Origin of the sequence: Sphingosinicella humi, from assembly GCF_003129465.1 — a bacterium.
Classification (GTDB): domain Bacteria; phylum Pseudomonadota; class Alphaproteobacteria; order Sphingomonadales; family Sphingomonadaceae; genus Allosphingosinicella; species Allosphingosinicella humi.
On sequence record NZ_QFFF01000001.1, the window covers coordinates 1,518,348 to 1,533,414 of the forward strand.

Sequence of the window (15,067 nt, forward strand, 5' to 3'; positions counted from 1 at the left end):
AGCATTAACCTTTGGGTGAAGGCCCGAGCGCCGTTTGGCGCCCATCATCGACGAGCCGAGCCTATTTGGCGTCGAACAGCCCTTCCTGCTCCGATCGCGGCGGGGTCAACCCGAGATGGGTCCAGCCGCGGCCGTTGAGGCAGCGGCCGCGGGCGGTGCGGGCGATGAGGCCGAGCTGAATGAGATAGGGCTCGATCACTTCCTCGATCGTGTCGCGCGGTTCGGACAGGCCGGCGGCGAGCGTCTCCACGCCCACCGGCCCGCCCTTGTAGATGTCGGCGATCATGTTGAGATAGCGCCGGTCCATGGCATCGAGGCCGAGCTCGTCCACTTCCATCCGCGTGAGGGCGCCGTCGGCGGCCCGGGCGTCGACCCGGTCGTCGCCGGTCGCATGGGCGAAATCCCGCACCCGCCTCAGCAGCCGCCCGGCGATGCGCGGGGTGCCGCGCGAGCGGCGGGCGATCTCGGTGGCGCCGTCGTCGGTGAGGTCTAGCTCCATCAGGCCCGCGGCGCGCCTCACCACCTTCTCCAGCTCCTCCACGGTGTAGAAGCTGAGCCGCACCGGAATGCCGAAGCGGTCTCGGAGCGGCGTCGTGAGCAGCCCCTGGCGCGTCGTCGCGCCGACCAGGGTGAACTTGGGCAGGTCGATCCGGACCGACCGGGCCGACGGTCCCTCGCCGATCATCAGGTCAAGCGCCCGATCCTCCATCGCTGGGTAGAGCACTTCCTCGACCGCCGGATTGAGCCGGTGAATCTCGTCGATGAACAGGACGTCGCCATCCTCGAGATTGGTGAGCAACGCGGCCAAGTCACCCGACTTGGCGATGACCGGGCCCGAGGTGGCGCGAAATCCGACGCCGAGCTCCCGCGCGATGATCTGGGCCAGGGTCGTCTTGCCGAGCCCCGGCGGTCCGAAGAACAGCACATGATCGAGCGCGTCGCCGCGCGCCTTGGCGGCATTGATGAAGACCCGCAAATTCTCCCGTGCTGCGCGTTGACCGACGAAATCGTCGAGCGTCTTCGGCCTCAGCGCCGCATCGAGGTCCTCGGGGCGGCGGTCGCCGGTGATGATGCGTTCGGGTTGCTCCACGCGGGCCAGCTTTAGCGCAACGGGACCCCCTGTCCATAACCAGGTTGAGCCGCCGGCCTGGCTCGCTTAGGCTCGCCGAAAAGAGGGGAGGGACGTCATGGATCGTCGCGAATTTCTCCTGGCGGCGGGTGCGGCGGGCGCCCTGCTCGGCCTTCCGTCGATGGCGCGGGCGCAGTCCGCGGCGCCGCGGCCTCCGCAGCACCCCTCGCTCTATATCGACGCGCAGGGCGGCCTCTCCGGCTTCGAGCCGGACGGCGAGGGCAGCTACAAGCCCACGCAGAAGCTGATCGAGGCGCTGAAGCAGCGGCGGATCGACGTCGTCAGCATGACCATCGGCGAGGTGGGCAACGGCCCCGACCGGTTCCGCGGCGCGATGGAGGCGATCGCCAGCTGGGACAAGATGATCGCGCAGTATCCCGAGCTGCTCATCAAGGTCGAAAGCGCGGCTGATCTCGCCGCCGCGCGCGCGCCGGGCAAGGTCGGCCTCATCTACAATTTCCAGGACACGACGCCGCTCGAGGCCGATGCCGCCAAGGCGGGCCTGTTCGGCGCGCTCGGCGTGAAGGTGATCCAGCTCACCTACAACAAGCGCAATCTCGCCGGCGACGGCTGCCTCGAAGCCTCGAACGCCGGCCTTTCCGATTTCGGCCGCGAGGCGATCGCCGAGATCGAGAAGGCCAAGATCCTCCTCGACCTCAGCCATTCCGGCCAGCGCACCGTCGCCGAGGGCATCGCCGTCGCGACGCGGCCGCCGGCCATTACGCACAGCGGCTGCCGCGCCCTCGTCGATTTCCCGCGCAACACCCATGACGCCGACATGCGCGCCCTGGCCGAGAAGGGCGGCGTGTTCGGCGTCTATCTGATGCCTTTCCTCCGCGCCAAGGGCCAGCCCGGCCGCGAGGACCTCATCCGCCACCTCGAACACGCGGTAAATGTCTGCGGCGAGGATCATGTCGGCATCGGCACCGACAATCCCTTCCTCGGCTACGAGATCACCGAGGAAACGAAAAAGCAGCAGCGCGAATTCTACGAGGACCGCGCCAAGCGCGGCATCGCCGCTCCGGGCGAAGCCGCGGACGTGCTCAACCTCGTCGAAGGCTATAACGATGCCGCCCGCTACGATCGGCTGGCGGCGGACCTCAAGGCGCGAGGCTGGAGCTCCGCGCGGGTCGACAAGGTGCTCGGCGAAAATTTCGCCCGCCTCTTTACCGAAGTGTGGGCAGCCTAGCGCACCCCTAGCCCATCCGTCATTGCGAGCGGAGCAAAGCAATCCAGCGCGGCGGTGATACCCAGCTGGATTGCTTCGTCGCTTTGCTCCTCGCAATGACGGTTATGCGTTAACGCGCGGCTTTCTTGAGCGCGGTGCGCACCAAGGCGTCGAGCGACGCCTCCGGCCCCAGCTCGCCTTCCGCCTTGGCGACGGCGGCGGAGGCCTCGGCCGGCTTGAAGCCGAGATTGAGCAGGGCCGACACGGCGTCGGCGCTTTGGCTCCCCGGCGCCGGAGCGCCCCCGCCGCCCCCGCCGAGCACGACGCCGCCGGCCTTGTCCTTCAGCTCGTTGACGATCCGCTGGGCGAGCTTCGGACCAACGCCCTGCGCCCGGGCCACCATCGCCTTGTCGCCGCTGGCGATGGCACGGTGCAGCTCGTCGCCGCTCAGCGCTGAGAGGATGGCGAGCGCCACGCGCGCGCCGACGCCCTGCACCGACGTCAGCAGCCGAAACCAGTCCCGCTCCTCGGCGCTGGCGAAGCCGATCAGCCGGATGGCGTCGTCGGACACCTGCATCTCGGTATGGAGCACCACCTGGTCGCCGATCGCGCCGAGGCCCGACAGCGTCCGCGTCGAGGCGGAGACGAGATAGCCGACGCCGGCCACGTCGATCACCGCATGATCGGCGCCGAAGCTGTCCAGCAGGCCCCTTAGCTTGGCAATCAAGTGACACACCCCAATCCGTTCGGGCTGAGCCTGTCGAAGCCCTGCCGTTCACTCATGCTGTAGAGAGGAGGACAGCCCTTCGACAAGCTCAGGGCGAACGGCCATGGCAGTCGTCAAGCGACGCGCCTGGCGCTGGCGAGGTGATGGACATGGGTGATGGCCACCGCCAGGGCGTCGGCCGCATCCGCGCCTACAATCTTCGCGCTCGGCAGCAGCCGCTGCACCATGGCATGGACCTGCGCCTTCTCCGCGCCGCCGGTGCCCACAACCGCCTTCTTCACCAGCCGCGGCGCATATTCCCCGACGGCGATCCCGCCCCGCGCCGCCGCCAGCAGCACGACCCCGCGCGCCTGGCCGAGCTTCAAGGTCGATTGCGGATTCTCGTTGACGAACACCTCTTCCACCGCCGCGCCCTCGGGTCCGTGTTCGGCGAGGAGCGCGGCCAGCCGATCGTGCAGCTCCACGAGCCGCGCCGGCAACGCCGCCTTCGCATCCGTCCTCACCTGCCCATTGGCGATATGGCTCAGGCGATTGCCCTCGGCGGCGATCACGCCCCAGCCGGTGCAGGCCAGGCCCGGATCAAGGCCCACTATGAGCAATGCTTAGCCTCCGAACGAGGATTCATGCGCTGAGACGCTCCATCACCTCGTCGGGCACGTCGTAATTGCCCCAGACGGTCTGGACGTCGTCATCGTCGTCGAGCGCGTCGATCAGCTTCAGCAGGGACGCCGCCTCGTCCTCGCCGACGCCGACCTGGTTGTGCGGCCGCCAGGCAAGCTTGGAGCTTTCCGGTTCGCCGAGCAGCTTCTCCAGGCTCTTCTCGACCTCGTGCAGATCCTCCTGCGCGGTCCAGATCTCGTGGATTTCCTCGCCCGATTCGACGTCTTCCGCGCCGGCCTCGATCGCGGCTTCCAGTACCTTGTCGGCGCTGCCCGCCGAGACCGGATAGGTGATGAGGCCGAGCCGGTCGAAGCCGTGGCTCACCGATCCACTCGCGCCAAGATTGCCGCCATTCTTGGAGAAGATGGTGCGCACGTTGGTCGCGGTGCGATTGCGGTTGTCGGTCAGCGCCTCGACGATCAGCGACACGCCGCCCGGGCCGAAGCCCTCGTAGCGCAGCTCCTCGTAATTATCGCCTTCGCCGGCCGAGCTCTTGTCGATCGCGCGCTGGATATTGTCCTTGGGCATGGACTGCGCCTTGGCCGCGAGCACGGCCGCGCGCAGGCGCGGGTTCATGTCCGGATCGGGCGTGCCCATTTTTGCCGCGACGGTGATTTCGCGGGAAAGCTTGGAGAACATCGCCGAGCGCTTTTTATCCTGCGCCCCTTTGCGATGCATGATGTTCTTGAATTTACTATGGCCGGCCATGGATCCGGGTTCGCCTCTTCGTGAAATTGCCGTTGGGCCACGCGATAGCCGAGAGCGTCACCTTCGCGCAACGCGCCTGTAGGCTTCGGCATTGAGGCCGAGGGAAAGCAGCGCGAGGAGGGTGCTGAGCGCCCCGTCGAACAGCGCCAGTGGCCAGAACCATCGGGCCGCTCCTCCCAGCAGGTGCAGGTCGATGGCGGCATGAAGGATGCCCATCGGAGTCACCAGAAGCAGCGTCCAGGCGAGCAGGGGCGGGAGCCAGCGACGGAAATCGCGAAGGAAGCGCGCCGGGTCCCAGCCGAGCGGAGTGGCCGCGGCGATGCCCACGATCCAGGGCGCGAACGGCGCCAGGACGACGGCCAGGAGCAGGTTGCGCTGGATGATGCCCGACAGCGTCTCGGGCGCCTCTATCAACCCGGTTATCAACGAGGCGATGCCGAAGGTGACGATCAGCGAGGCGGCGTAGAGCCAGAAGGCGTCGTCGGGCCGCCAGGGATATCGTTCGCTGTCGGCGAGGATGCGGAGGATGGCGACGCCAAGCACCAATATTCCGCCCACTCGCACGAACGCGGCGGCCAAGAACGCGTAGGACGGGACGGCGCCGCCCTCCGGAACGTTGAGGAGGATGACGATATTGCTGAGGGTCAGGATGACGAGCAGCAATGCTGCCGGCAGCCGCATCCTCGAGTCGAGCAGGTGCCTGACGGCTTCGGACAGGAAGGCCGCGAAGCCTCTCCCATCCGCATGATCCGCGGTCTCGGCAGCGCCGTTGCTCATGATCAGCCCCCGTTTTGGAGGCAGCCTATCGCACTCGAGGCCTGTGGAACAGTGGCTAGCCGAGCCTGACGGCGGTCCCGGACACGGTGACCATCAGCATCGAGCCTTCCTTGCCGATCACCTCATAGTCGATGTCGACGCCGATCACCGCGTTGGCGCCGAGCCGTGCGGCCTCGGCCTCCAGTTCCTCGAAAGCCGTCGCGCGGGCATCGCGGAGCGTGCTCTCGTAGGAGCCCGCGCGACCGCCGACGATATCGCGGATGCCGGCGAACAGGTCCTTGAAGATGTTAGCGCCGACGATCACCTCGCCGGTAACCACGCCCAGATATTGCTGGACCGGGCGGCCCTCCACCAAAGTGGTCGTGGTGACGATCATGCGTGCTCTCCTCGCTGTTCTCAGTCGTCATTGCGAGGAGCGGAGCGACGAAGCAATCCAGGCGCGCGTCCGATGCCCTACTGGATTGCTGCGCTACGCTCGCAATGACGGAATCAGTCCAGCCCCAGCGCCGCCTTGTACGTCTCCAGCAGTGCCTCGGCTTCCTGGCGGACGTGGCTCTCCATCTTCCTGAGGCGCACGATGGCGCGGATCGTCTTGGTATCGTAGCCGCGCGATTTCGCTTCCAGATAGACGTCCTTGACGTCGTCGGCGATCGCCTTCTTCTCTTCCTCCAGCCGCTCGATACGTTCGATCAGCAATCGCAGCTCGTCGGCCGCGACGGTTCCTTCCGCCATTAAACACTCCGTCGATTCAAGATGAGCGGTTGCCTCTAGGGTCCGTACTCGATTCCCGCAATGGTCGGGATCGCCCGGAGAAGGTCGCCGGCAAGGAGGGCGGCGCGGGCCGGGCTGGTTGCCCGGACAAGCCGTTCGACGTAGCTGGCGGCCTTCTCCGGGCGACCGCGAAGCGGCGGGCGGATTTTGTCGCAGGGCCGCGTCGCGCGTCGGTCACGATGCGTCAGCATCGCTCCCTCCTTGCTCCTTGCCCTGCGCCAAAATCCGCTCCGTCACGACCGTTGCGGGAATCGAGTACGGACCCTGGGGGTCGGGGGACGCGGCTCAAGCGCGCGCCGCACGTTCGGGTTGAACTGTCGCCAATAGTGGCTATTCCGCCACCGCAAGCCGACCGGAGAGACCATTGCCGAGCCAGTTCGTCCCCCGCAGCCGCAAGGTCCGCATTCTCGCCACCCTTGGCCCCGCCAGCAACACGCCGGAGATGGTCCGCCAGCTGGCCGAGGCGGGCGCCGATGCCTTCCGCGTCAATATGAGTCACGGCACGCACGCCGATCACAAGAAGTTGATCGAGACGATTCGCAGCCTCGAAAAGGAACTGGAGCGGCCGACGACGATCCTGGCCGACCTGCAGGGTCCCAAGCTCCGCGTCGGCCACTTCAAGGACGGCAAGGCGATGCTGGAGAAAGGCGCCACCTTCATCCTCGATCGAGACAGGCAGCTCGGCGATTCGGACCGCGTGAACCTTCCGCACCCGGAGATTTTCGATGCTGTGAAGGAAGGCACGCGCCTCCTGGTCGACGACGGCAAGCTGGTGCTCCGGGTCACTCGCGTCGCGCCCGAGCGCATCGAGACCCTGGTCGAGGTCGGCGGAACTATTTCCAACAACAAGGGCCTCAACGTCCCGGACGTGGTGCTGCCGCTCGCTGCGCTCACCGAGAAGGATCGGGCGGATCTCAGCTTCGCGCTCGACAACCATGTCGACTGGATCGCGCTCTCCTTCGTCCAGCGGCCGGAGGACGTCGCCGAAGCACGGCGCCTGATCGCCGGCCGCGCCGCGCTGCTCGCCAAGATCGAGAAGCCCGCGGCGGTCGAGCGGCTGGAAGGCATTCTCGAACTGGCCGACGCGGTGATGGTCGCGCGCGGCGACCTTGGTGTCGAGCTACCGCCCGAAGACGTGCCGCCCCTGCAGAAGCAGATCGTCGAGGCCGCGCGCCGGCTGGGGCGTCCGGTGGTCGTCGCGACGCAGATGCTCGAATCGATGATCACCTCGCCGTCGCCGACGCGGGCGGAAGTTTCCGACGTGGCCACCGCCGTCTACGACGGCGCCGACGCGATCATGCTCTCGGCCGAAAGCGCGTCGGGCCAATGGCCGCTCGAATCGGTTTCGATCATGAACCGCATCGCGACCAGCGTGGAGGCCGATCCCAGCCACTCGGCCCGTGTGCATTTCACCGAAACCCTGCCCGACGCCACCACCAACGACGCGATCGCCCGGGCGGCGAGCGACATAGTCCGCACCGTCGGCGCCTCGGCGATCGTCTGCTTCACCACGTCGGGGTCCACCGCTCGCCGAGTCGCCCGCGAGCGGCCGACGGTGCCGCTCCTCATCCTCACGCCCTCGCTCAAGACGGCACGCCGCCTCGGCCTCCTCTGGGGCGCCCATGCCGTGCGCACGCGCGATGTTTCGAGCTTCGAGGAAATGGTGGGCAAGGCCAAGCGGATGACCTTGCGGCACGGCGTCGCCGGCGGCGGCGAGCGGGTCGTCGTCACCGCGGGCGTCCCCTTCGGCACGCCAGGCTCGACCAATGTCCTCCACATCGTCCGCCTGATCGGCGACGAGCTGGAGCGCCACAAAGCGGACTAGTTCATCAACCCGGGGACAAGGTCCGGGATCTCGCGGGGGAGAAAGCCGATCCGGCCTACCCTCTCGGTCGGGGCCCGCCCGGCCTCGCCGTGGAGGTAAACGCCCCATAAGGCGGCGGTGAGGCCGTCCGCCCCGCGCGCCGCGAGACCGCCGACGATCCCGGCCAGCACGTCCCCGGAGCCGGACGTAGCGAGGCCGGGGGCCCGCCCGGCCTCGCCGTGGAGGTAAACGCCCCATAAGGCGGCGGTGAGGCCGTCCGCCCCGCGCGCCGCGAGACCGCCGACGATCCCGGCCAGCACGTCCCCGGAGCCGGACGTAGCGAGGCCGACGCCGCCGCCTTCGAACTTGAAGCAGCGGCCGTCCGGCGCCGCGACGAAGCTCCAGGCGCCTTTGACGACGACCACCGCTCCGAACCGCTCGGTCGCTGTCCGCGCCGCGGCCAGCGGGTCCGCGGTTACGTCGGCGACGTCGCATTGAAGGAGCCGTGCCATCTCGCGCGGGTGGGGAAGGAGAATAGCGTCGCCTTTCCACCCATGCAGCGCATCCGCCCGCTTGGCGAGGCTGCCGAGCACGGTCGCATCCAGCACCAGCGGCAGATCGAGGCGGCTCGCCAGCAGGGCGTCGAGCCATCGGTCGAGGGGCGGCCCGTGCTGAAGCCCGCAGCCGATCATCATCGCCTGTGCCGCGCGCGCCCATTCCAGCAGCGGCTCGATCGCGCTCTCCGCGATGCAGCCGTCCTCGGTCTCCTCATGGCCGATCACCCGCGCCTCCGGCACGGCCGCGCCGATCGCGGCGGAAACGCTGTGGGCCGTCGCGATCTGAAGCTTGCCCGCGCCCGCCCGCAGCGCCGCTATCCCCGCCAGCACCGCCGCGCCGGGCAGTTGCCGGCTGCCAGCGACGGCGAGCAGCCGGCCGCGATCTTCCTTGTCGGAATCGTCGGGATGGTGCGGGAGCGGGAAGTCGCGCAGCAGCGTGGCGTTCAGGAGGCGGGGCTCGGTCATGCCGCTGAGAAGCCCCTGCGGGCCAAAAAGTTCAGAGCAGCCCTTGTTGCTCCAGCCGCTCGCGCAGATCCTCCGCGCTGGTGAACAGGTGGGCGTGCATGCCGACGGCTCGCGCGCCTTCGACGTTGATGAGGCGGTCGTCGATGAACATGGCTGCCTCGGGCTTGAGGCCGAAGCGGTCGAGGGCGCGATAATAGAGTGCCGGATCGGGCTTCAGCAGCTTCTCCTCGCCCGAAACGACGATGTCGCGGAAGCGGCTGAAGAAGGCGTTCTCCCGCTTGCGGAAGGGAGCCCAGAAGTCGGCGGAAAAATTGGTGATGGCGAAGAGCGGCACGCCGCGCTCGTCCAGCTCCTCGACGATGGCGTGGACGCCCGGCACGGGATCGGTGATCGTCTCGCCGAAGCGCTCGCCCCAGGCGGCGATCAGATGGGCGTAATCGGGAAAGGTCTCGCTGAGCTCGGCCGCCGCCTCGTCATAGGGCCGGCCGCCGTCCAGGCGCTCGTGCCAGGCCCAAAGGTCGACGTCTGCGATGAACTTGAGGCGCGCTTCATCGTCCGCGATCTGGCGGGCGAGGAAGCTTTCGGGATCCCAGCCGTAGAGGACGTTGCCGACATCGAAGACGACGGCGGTGGGCGCTTTCACAGTCACCCGTTCGTCCCGAGCGAAGTCGAGGGGCGCTGGCACGGACTCATCACGCACGCCCCTCGACTACGCTCGGGACGAACGAAGTTTGGCCCTGCGTTAAGATCAGCCCTGGCGCGCCTTGAAGCGGCGATTCGTCTTGTTGATGACGTACGTGCGGCCCCGGCGACGGATCACGCGGCAGTCGCGATGGCGCGACTTGAGGGATTTGAGAGAGTTGCGGATCTTCATGGCCGAACTGACCTGCCTGTTCTTTTGCGATTCTGATTGCTGAAAAAGAAGGCGCTCCCCTATGAAGAAGGACCGCTCAAGTCAAGCGTAACGGCCGAGCTTCGGCTCCGCCAGCCTGGAGAGGAGCGTGAATCGGTCGAGCGTGCCCCAGCCTGACCTCCTGGCCACGGGGCCTTCGGGACCCCGCCCGACCCTGGGCGCGCGCCACGTGGCGGCGGTCGTGATCGGAATCGTCATCGGCGCGGGCATCTTCCGGACCCCCTCGCTGGTCGCCGGCGCGGCGGGGACCGAGACCGTGTTCCTCCTCACCTGGCTGGCGGGCGGCCTGCTCTCGATCATAGGGGCGCTCTGCTATGCGGAGCTCGCGTCGGCTTTTCCGAGTGCCGGCGGCGACTATCATTTCCTCACCCGCGCCTTCGGCCGGCGCCTCGGCTTTCTCTATGCCTGGGCGAGGCTGTCGGTGATCCAGACCGGCTCGCTTGCCCTGCTGGCCTTCCTGTTCGGCGACTATGCGAGTGAGATCGTGCCGCTCGGCCGCCACAGCTCCGCGCTCTACGCCGCGGCCGCTGTCATCGCCCTCACTGGGATCAACTGGATTCACGTCCATCGCGGCACGGGCAGCCAGCTTTGGCTGACGATTCTCGAGGTGGGCGGGCTCTTCGCCGTCATCGCGGCCGGGCTGCTGGTCGGATCGGCGGAAGCCTCAACGACCGAGCCGTCCGGCGAATCCTCGATCGGGCTGGTGCTCGTCTTCGTGCTCCTCACCTATGGCGGCTGGAGCGAGGGCGCCTATCTCTCGGCCGAGCTGCGTGGCGGCCGACGGCGGATCGCCGGCGTGCTGGTCGGCAGCCTCGTCCTTGTCACCTTGCTCTATTTGCTCGTGAACTTCGCTTATCTGCGTGCGCTGGGCCTAGGCGGCGTGGCGGGATCGGACGCGGTGGCCGCCGATCTGATGGAGCGCGCCGTCGGCCCGGCCGGGGCCGTGCTGATCAGCCTGCTGGTCGCCGTCTCCGCCCTCACTTCGGCCAACGCCACGTCGATCACCGGCGCGCGCACCACCTATGCGCTCGGGCGCAACTTTCCGCAGCTTCGCTGGCTCGGCCGCTGGAAGATGCGGGGCGAGACGCCCGGCAATGCCTTGCTCGCCCAGGCGGCGATCGCGCTGCTGCTGATCGGCGCGGGAACCTTTGCCCGCGACGGCTTCCAGATGGCCGTCGAATATACAGCCCCCGTCTTCTGGCTGTTCCTGCTGCTGGTCGGCATCAGCCTGTTCGTGCTGCGCGTGCGCGAGCCGGAGGCCGAGCGGCCGTTCCGCGTCCCGCTGTACCCGCTGCTGCCGGCCATCTTCTGCCTCACCAGCTTCTATCTTCTCTATTCGAGCGTCGCCTATACGGGCACCAGCGCCCTCGTCGGGGTTGGAATCCTCGCCTTGGGTGCCGTGCTGCTCCTGTTCCTTCGCGTTCCACCCGAAGAGGAGACCTGCCCATGAAAGCCCTCATCGCCCTTGCTGCCGCCGCGCTGGCCGCGCCGGCCTCCATGCCGCCGGTCGCGCTCGTCCATCCCGATCCCGCCTCGGCGCGGCGGCCGGACGTCATCTATGTTCCGACGCCGCAGCCGGTGGTGGAGGGCATGCTGAAGCTCGCCAAGGTTCACAAGGGCGACGTCCTCTACGACCTCGGTTCGGGCGACGGCCGCATTCCGATCACCGCTGCCAGGCTTTACGGCATCCGGGCAGTCGGCATCGACATCGATCCCGAGCGCATCGCCGAGGCGAACGCCAATGCGAAGGAGGCCGGTGTCACCGACCGGGTGACGTTCCAGGAGGCGGACCTCTTCAAATCCGACATCAGCGAGGCGAGCGTCGTCACCCTCTATCTGCTGCAGAGCCTCAACGAGAAGCTGCGGCCCAAGCTGCTCGCCGAGCTCAAGCCCGGGACCCGCATCGTCAGCCACGCCTTCAGCATGGGCGAATGGGAGCCGGAGGTGACGCAGGAAGTGGACGGCAACACCATCTATCTGTGGACCGTTCCTCCTCGCGAATAATCATGCGCCGGGAGATGCTTTCCCCGCGCACCTAGTTTCGTTATATGGTTCTCTCAGTTGGTTGGTGAGTTCCCGCGTGCCGGGTTGAGCCAGGTCCAAGGTCATACCCCGCATGTCTGGCGACGATCGCCACCGGACAGGAGGGGTGATGGCTGTCGCAATCGTGATTGCGCTGCTGGTGCTGGGCACCATTATCTTCCACCTGATGAGCCCCTGGTGGATGACGCCGCTCGCCTCCAATTGGGGCTCGATCGACAATGCGCTGATCATCACCCTCTACATCTGCGCGGTCGCCTTCATCGTCCTCAACCTGTTCCTGGCACTGGCGCTCTGGCGCTATCGGAGCCGCGCCGGACACCGCGCCCATTATGAGCCGGAAAATGCGAAGCTGGAGAAACGGCTGACGCTCTGGACGGGCGTCGGCATCGCCGGGATGCTCGCCCCCGGCCTCCTCGCCTGGAATCAATATGTGACCGTCCCCGCGAACGCGTCGGTGATCGAGGCGACCGGCCAGCAATGGCAGTGGGGCTATCGCTTCCCGGGCGGAGACGGCGTGCTCGGCACGGCTGCCGTGGCCCATATTTCGCCGGACAACCCCTTCGGCATCAACCCGCGCGACCCCTATGGCCGGGACGACATATTGGTCGAGACCAGCGAGCTCCACATGCCGGTGGGCCAGCCGGTCAAGCTGGTCCTTCGCTCGAAGGACGTGCTCCACGATTTCTACGTGCCCCAGTTCCGCGCGAAGATGGACTTGGTGCCCGGCATCGTCACCTATTTCTGGATGACGCCCACCAAGGTGGGGACCTACGACATTCTCTGCGCTGAGCTCTGCGGCGTGGGTCACCACAATATGCGCGGCACCGTCGTCGTCGAGAGCCGCGAGGCTTTCGACAGCTGGCTTTCCGAGCAGATGACCTTCGGTCAGCTCCTCGCCCAGAACGAAGCCGCCAGGAATGTGCGGCTGGCCGATGCCGGCGCAGCCATGACCGGGGGACGCTGAATGGCGACTGTTACGCATCCGACGCTGGCCGACGACCTCAAGCCCCTCCACCACCCCAAGACCTTCATCGGCAAATATATCTGGAGCCAGGATCATAAGGTCATCGCCGTCCAATATGCGCTGACGGCGATCGCCATCGGCCTGGTCGCGCTGGTGCTTTCGGCGCTGATGCGGCTGCAGCTGGGCTTCCCCGACACGTTCAGATTCATCCAGCCGGAAAACTATCTTCAGTATGTCACCATGCACGGCATGATCATGGTGGTGTACCTCCTCACCGCGATCCTCTTGGGCGGCTTCGGCAACTATCTGATCCCGCTGATGGTCGGGGCGCGCGACATGGTGTTCCCCTATGTCAACATGCTGAGCTACTGGGTCTATCTCCTCGCCGTGCTCGTGCTGGTCGCGAGCTTCTTCGTGCCCGGCGGGCCGACCGGCGGCGGCTGGACCCTCTATCCGCCGCAGACGCTCCTACAGGGAACGCCCGGCCACGATTGGGGCATCATCCTGATGCTCGCCAGCCTCGCCATCTTCATCGTCGGTTTCACCATGGGTGGCCTCAACTATGTGGTGACCGTCCTGCAGGCCCGCGCGAAGGGCATGACCCTGATGCGCATGCCCTGCTCGGTCTGGGGCATCTTCGTCGCCTCGATCATGGCCCTGCTCGCCTTCCCGGCGCTGTTCGTCGCCTGCATCATGATGCTGCTGGACAGCATTGCCGGCACCAGCTTCTTCATGCCCACCATCATGGCGATGGGCGGCGACGATATGGGCCATCAAGGCGGCTCGCCGATCCTCTTCCAGCACCTCTTCTGGTTCTTCGGTCATCCGGAAGTCTATATCGTCGCGCTGCCCGCCTTCGGCATCGTTTCCGACCTCATCAGCGTCCACGCCCGCAAGAACATCTTCGGCTATCGGATGATGGTCTGGGCCATCGTCATCATCGGCGCGCTGAGCTTCTTCGTCTGGGCCCACCACATGTACGTATCCGGGATGAACCCCTATTTCGGTTTCTTCTTCGCGACCTCTACCCTGATCATCGCCATCCCGACCGCGATCAAGGTCTACAACTGGCTGCTGACCCTGTGGCGCGGCAACATCCATTTCACCGTGCCGATGCTGTTCGCCATCGCCTTCCTCTTCACCTTCATCCATGGCGGTCTCTCGGGGTTGTTCCTCGGCAATGTCAGCGTCGACGTGCCGCTCAGCGACACCTTCTTCGTCGTCGGCCATTTCCACATGGTGATGGGCGTCTCGCCGATCCTCGTCATCTTCGGCGCCATCTACCATTGGTATCCCAAGATCACCGGGCGGATGTGGAACAATACGCTCGCCAAGCTCCATTTCTGGATCACCTTCCTCGGGGTCTACGCCATCTTCCTGCCGATGCATTATCTCGGCATCCTGGGTGTGCCCCGCCGCTATTTCGAGCTGGGCGAAACCGCCTTCATCCCGCCCTCCGCGCATCTCGCCAACGAGGCGATCACCATCGCGGCGCTGACCGTCTTCGCGGCGCAGATGCTGTTCTTCTGGAACATGATCTGGTCCCTGTTCCGAGGGCCCAAGGCCGATCCCAATCCGTGGGGCGCCGCATCCCTCGAATGGCAGACGCCCGACACGCCCCCCAAGCACGGCAATTGGGGCGACAAGCTCCCCATCGTCCATCGCTGGGCCTACGACTATTCGGTCCCCGGCGCCGAACGCGACTTCATTCCGCAGAATGTGCCGCACGACGGCTCGGCAAGGCACCACCCGACATGAGCCTGTTCAGGCGCCTCGGCGAAAAGAGCTGGGAGACGCCGGGCGCCGGCGCCGATGCCCCCGATCCTGTGACCTATCGCCCGCCCGCCGCCCAGGTGCTGATGCTCGTCTATTTCGGCGTCATCACCATCCTCTTCGGCCTCGTCACCTCGGCCTACTTCATGCGCATGGGCATGCCCGGCATGGGCCACGGGACGCTGGACTGGCATCCCATGCCCGAGCCGCCGCTCATCTGGATCAACACCGCCGTCCTGCTCCTCGCCAGCCTTGCCTGGGAAGCGGCGCGGATCGGCGTGCGCCGGGGCGAGAGCGCGCTGGTTCGGCCTAGCCTCGTGACCGCCGGCGCGCTCGGCATCCTGTTCCTCGCCGGCCAGCTTCTCCTCTGGAGCCAGTTCGCGGCGCGCGGCTATTTCCTGCAGTCGAACCCCGCCAACGCCTTCTTCTACATGATCACCACGCTCCACGGCCTCCACCTCATCGGCGGCCTCTGGTTCTGGGGCCTGGCGATGCGGCGCTCGCTCGGCGGCGGAGCTGCGGCTCTGCCGATCCAGCTCACCGCCGCCTATTGGCATTTCCTGCTGCTCGTCTGGATTTTGATGCTGGGGCTGTTCGTGTCGACCTGA

18 protein-coding genes are annotated in these 15,067 nt (G+C 66.8%); 7 read left to right on the forward strand and 11 right to left on the reverse strand.

Going from position 1 to position 15,067, the window contains the following annotated elements; all coding sequences use genetic code 11:
• Window positions 1-61: 61 nt before the first annotated feature.
• Window positions 62-1,090: a Holliday junction branch migration DNA helicase RuvB gene (gene ruvB, locus DF286_RS07515; protein ID WP_109270865.1), complete on the reverse strand. Its 1,029-nt coding sequence runs from the start codon at window positions 1,088-1,090 to the stop codon at window positions 62-64.
• 97 nt (window positions 1,091-1,187) lie between these two features.
• Between ruvB and DF286_RS07520 the strand changes: the two genes are divergently transcribed.
• A complete protein-coding gene (locus DF286_RS07520; RefSeq protein ID WP_109270866.1) occupies window positions 1,188-2,318 on the forward strand; it encodes a dipeptidase in 1,131 nt (376 codons plus the stop codon).
• 109 nt (window positions 2,319-2,427) lie between these two features.
• On the opposite strand, the gene ruvA is transcribed toward DF286_RS07520, so the two are convergent.
• The 7 genes from ruvA to DF286_RS07560 all read right to left on the reverse strand — a co-directional run bounded on the left by ruvA (window position 2,428) and on the right by DF286_RS07560 (window position 6,131).
• The gene (ruvA, locus tag DF286_RS07525; protein ID WP_109270867.1) at window positions 2,428-3,024 is read right to left on the reverse strand and encodes a Holliday junction branch migration protein RuvA; all 597 of its coding nucleotides are present in this window, start codon (window positions 3,022-3,024) and stop codon (window positions 2,428-2,430) included.
• A gap of 113 nt (window positions 3,025-3,137) precedes the next feature.
• Window positions 3,138-3,623 carry a crossover junction endodeoxyribonuclease RuvC gene (gene ruvC / locus DF286_RS07530; RefSeq protein WP_109270868.1) on the reverse strand — a complete coding sequence of 162 codons (486 nt, stop codon included), beginning with the start codon at window positions 3,621-3,623 and terminating at the stop codon, window positions 3,138-3,140.
• Window positions 3,624-3,645: 22 nt separating this feature from the next.
• Window positions 3,646-4,392 carry a YebC/PmpR family DNA-binding transcriptional regulator gene (locus tag DF286_RS07535; RefSeq protein ID WP_109270869.1) on the reverse strand — a complete coding sequence of 249 codons (747 nt, stop codon included), beginning with the start codon at window positions 4,390-4,392 and terminating at the stop codon, window positions 3,646-3,648.
• A gap of 57 nt (window positions 4,393-4,449) precedes the next feature.
• Window positions 4,450-5,169 (reverse strand): hypothetical protein, encoded by a 720-nt coding sequence (locus DF286_RS07540; RefSeq protein WP_109270870.1) that lies wholly within the window; start codon window positions 5,167-5,169, stop codon window positions 4,450-4,452.
• A gap of 55 nt (window positions 5,170-5,224) precedes the next feature.
• Complete coding sequence (locus DF286_RS07545) at window positions 5,225-5,545, reverse strand: heavy metal-binding domain-containing protein (RefSeq protein WP_109270871.1); 321 nt, start codon at window positions 5,543-5,545, stop codon at window positions 5,225-5,227.
• 113 nt (window positions 5,546-5,658) lie between these two features.
• Complete coding sequence (locus tag DF286_RS07555) at window positions 5,659-5,901, reverse strand: DUF2312 domain-containing protein (protein WP_109270873.1); 243 nt, start codon at window positions 5,899-5,901, stop codon at window positions 5,659-5,661.
• 35 nt (window positions 5,902-5,936) lie between these two features.
• Window positions 5,937-6,131: a hypothetical protein gene (locus tag DF286_RS07560; protein WP_109270874.1), complete on the reverse strand. Its 195-nt coding sequence runs from the start codon at window positions 6,129-6,131 to the stop codon at window positions 5,937-5,939.
• Between the two features lie 173 nt (window positions 6,132-6,304).
• Between DF286_RS07560 and pyk the strand changes: the two genes are divergently transcribed.
• A complete protein-coding gene (pyk, locus tag DF286_RS07565) occupies window positions 6,305-7,765 on the forward strand; it encodes a pyruvate kinase (protein ID WP_109270875.1) in 1,461 nt (486 codons plus the stop codon).
• On the opposite strand, the gene DF286_RS07570 is transcribed toward pyk, so the two are convergent.
• From DF286_RS07570 to ykgO, 3 genes are all read right to left on the reverse strand, one after another.
• The gene (locus tag DF286_RS07570; RefSeq protein WP_109270876.1) at window positions 7,762-8,766 is read right to left on the reverse strand and encodes an NAD(P)H-hydrate dehydratase; all 1,005 of its coding nucleotides are present in this window, start codon (window positions 8,764-8,766) and stop codon (window positions 7,762-7,764) included. The genes pyk and DF286_RS07570 overlap by 4 nt on opposite strands.
• Before the next feature lie 31 nt (window positions 8,767-8,797).
• On the reverse strand, window positions 8,798-9,451 hold the full coding sequence (locus DF286_RS07575) for an HAD family hydrolase (protein ID WP_243444761.1): 654 nt from the start codon (window positions 9,449-9,451) through the stop codon (window positions 8,798-8,800).
• A gap of 63 nt (window positions 9,452-9,514) precedes the next feature.
• Complete coding sequence (ykgO, locus tag DF286_RS07580) at window positions 9,515-9,640, reverse strand: type B 50S ribosomal protein L36 (RefSeq protein WP_006833921.1); 126 nt, start codon at window positions 9,638-9,640, stop codon at window positions 9,515-9,517.
• Between the two features lie 127 nt (window positions 9,641-9,767).
• Between ykgO and DF286_RS07585 the strand changes: the two genes are divergently transcribed.
• From DF286_RS07585 to DF286_RS07605, 5 genes are all read left to right on the forward strand, one after another.
• Window positions 9,768-11,129 (forward strand): APC family permease, encoded by a 1,362-nt coding sequence (locus DF286_RS07585; RefSeq protein WP_243444762.1) that lies wholly within the window; start codon window positions 9,768-9,770, stop codon window positions 11,127-11,129.
• Window positions 11,126-11,683, forward strand: coding sequence for an SAM-dependent methyltransferase (locus DF286_RS07590; protein ID WP_109270879.1), 558 nt, complete (start codon window positions 11,126-11,128; stop codon window positions 11,681-11,683). The genes DF286_RS07585 and DF286_RS07590 overlap by 4 nt, the downstream gene beginning before the upstream one ends.
• A 148-nt stretch (window positions 11,684-11,831) precedes the next feature.
• Window positions 11,832-12,686 (forward strand): cytochrome c oxidase subunit II, encoded by an 855-nt coding sequence (locus tag DF286_RS07595; RefSeq protein WP_109270880.1) that lies wholly within the window; start codon window positions 11,832-11,834, stop codon window positions 12,684-12,686.
• On the forward strand, window positions 12,687-14,444 hold the full coding sequence (locus DF286_RS07600) for a cytochrome c oxidase subunit I (protein WP_109270881.1): 1,758 nt from the start codon (window positions 12,687-12,689) through the stop codon (window positions 14,442-14,444).
• On the forward strand, window positions 14,441-15,067 hold the full coding sequence (locus tag DF286_RS07605) for a cytochrome c oxidase subunit 3 (RefSeq protein WP_109270882.1): 627 nt from the start codon (window positions 14,441-14,443) through the stop codon (window positions 15,065-15,067). Before DF286_RS07600 ends, DF286_RS07605 begins: the two co-directional genes overlap by 4 nt.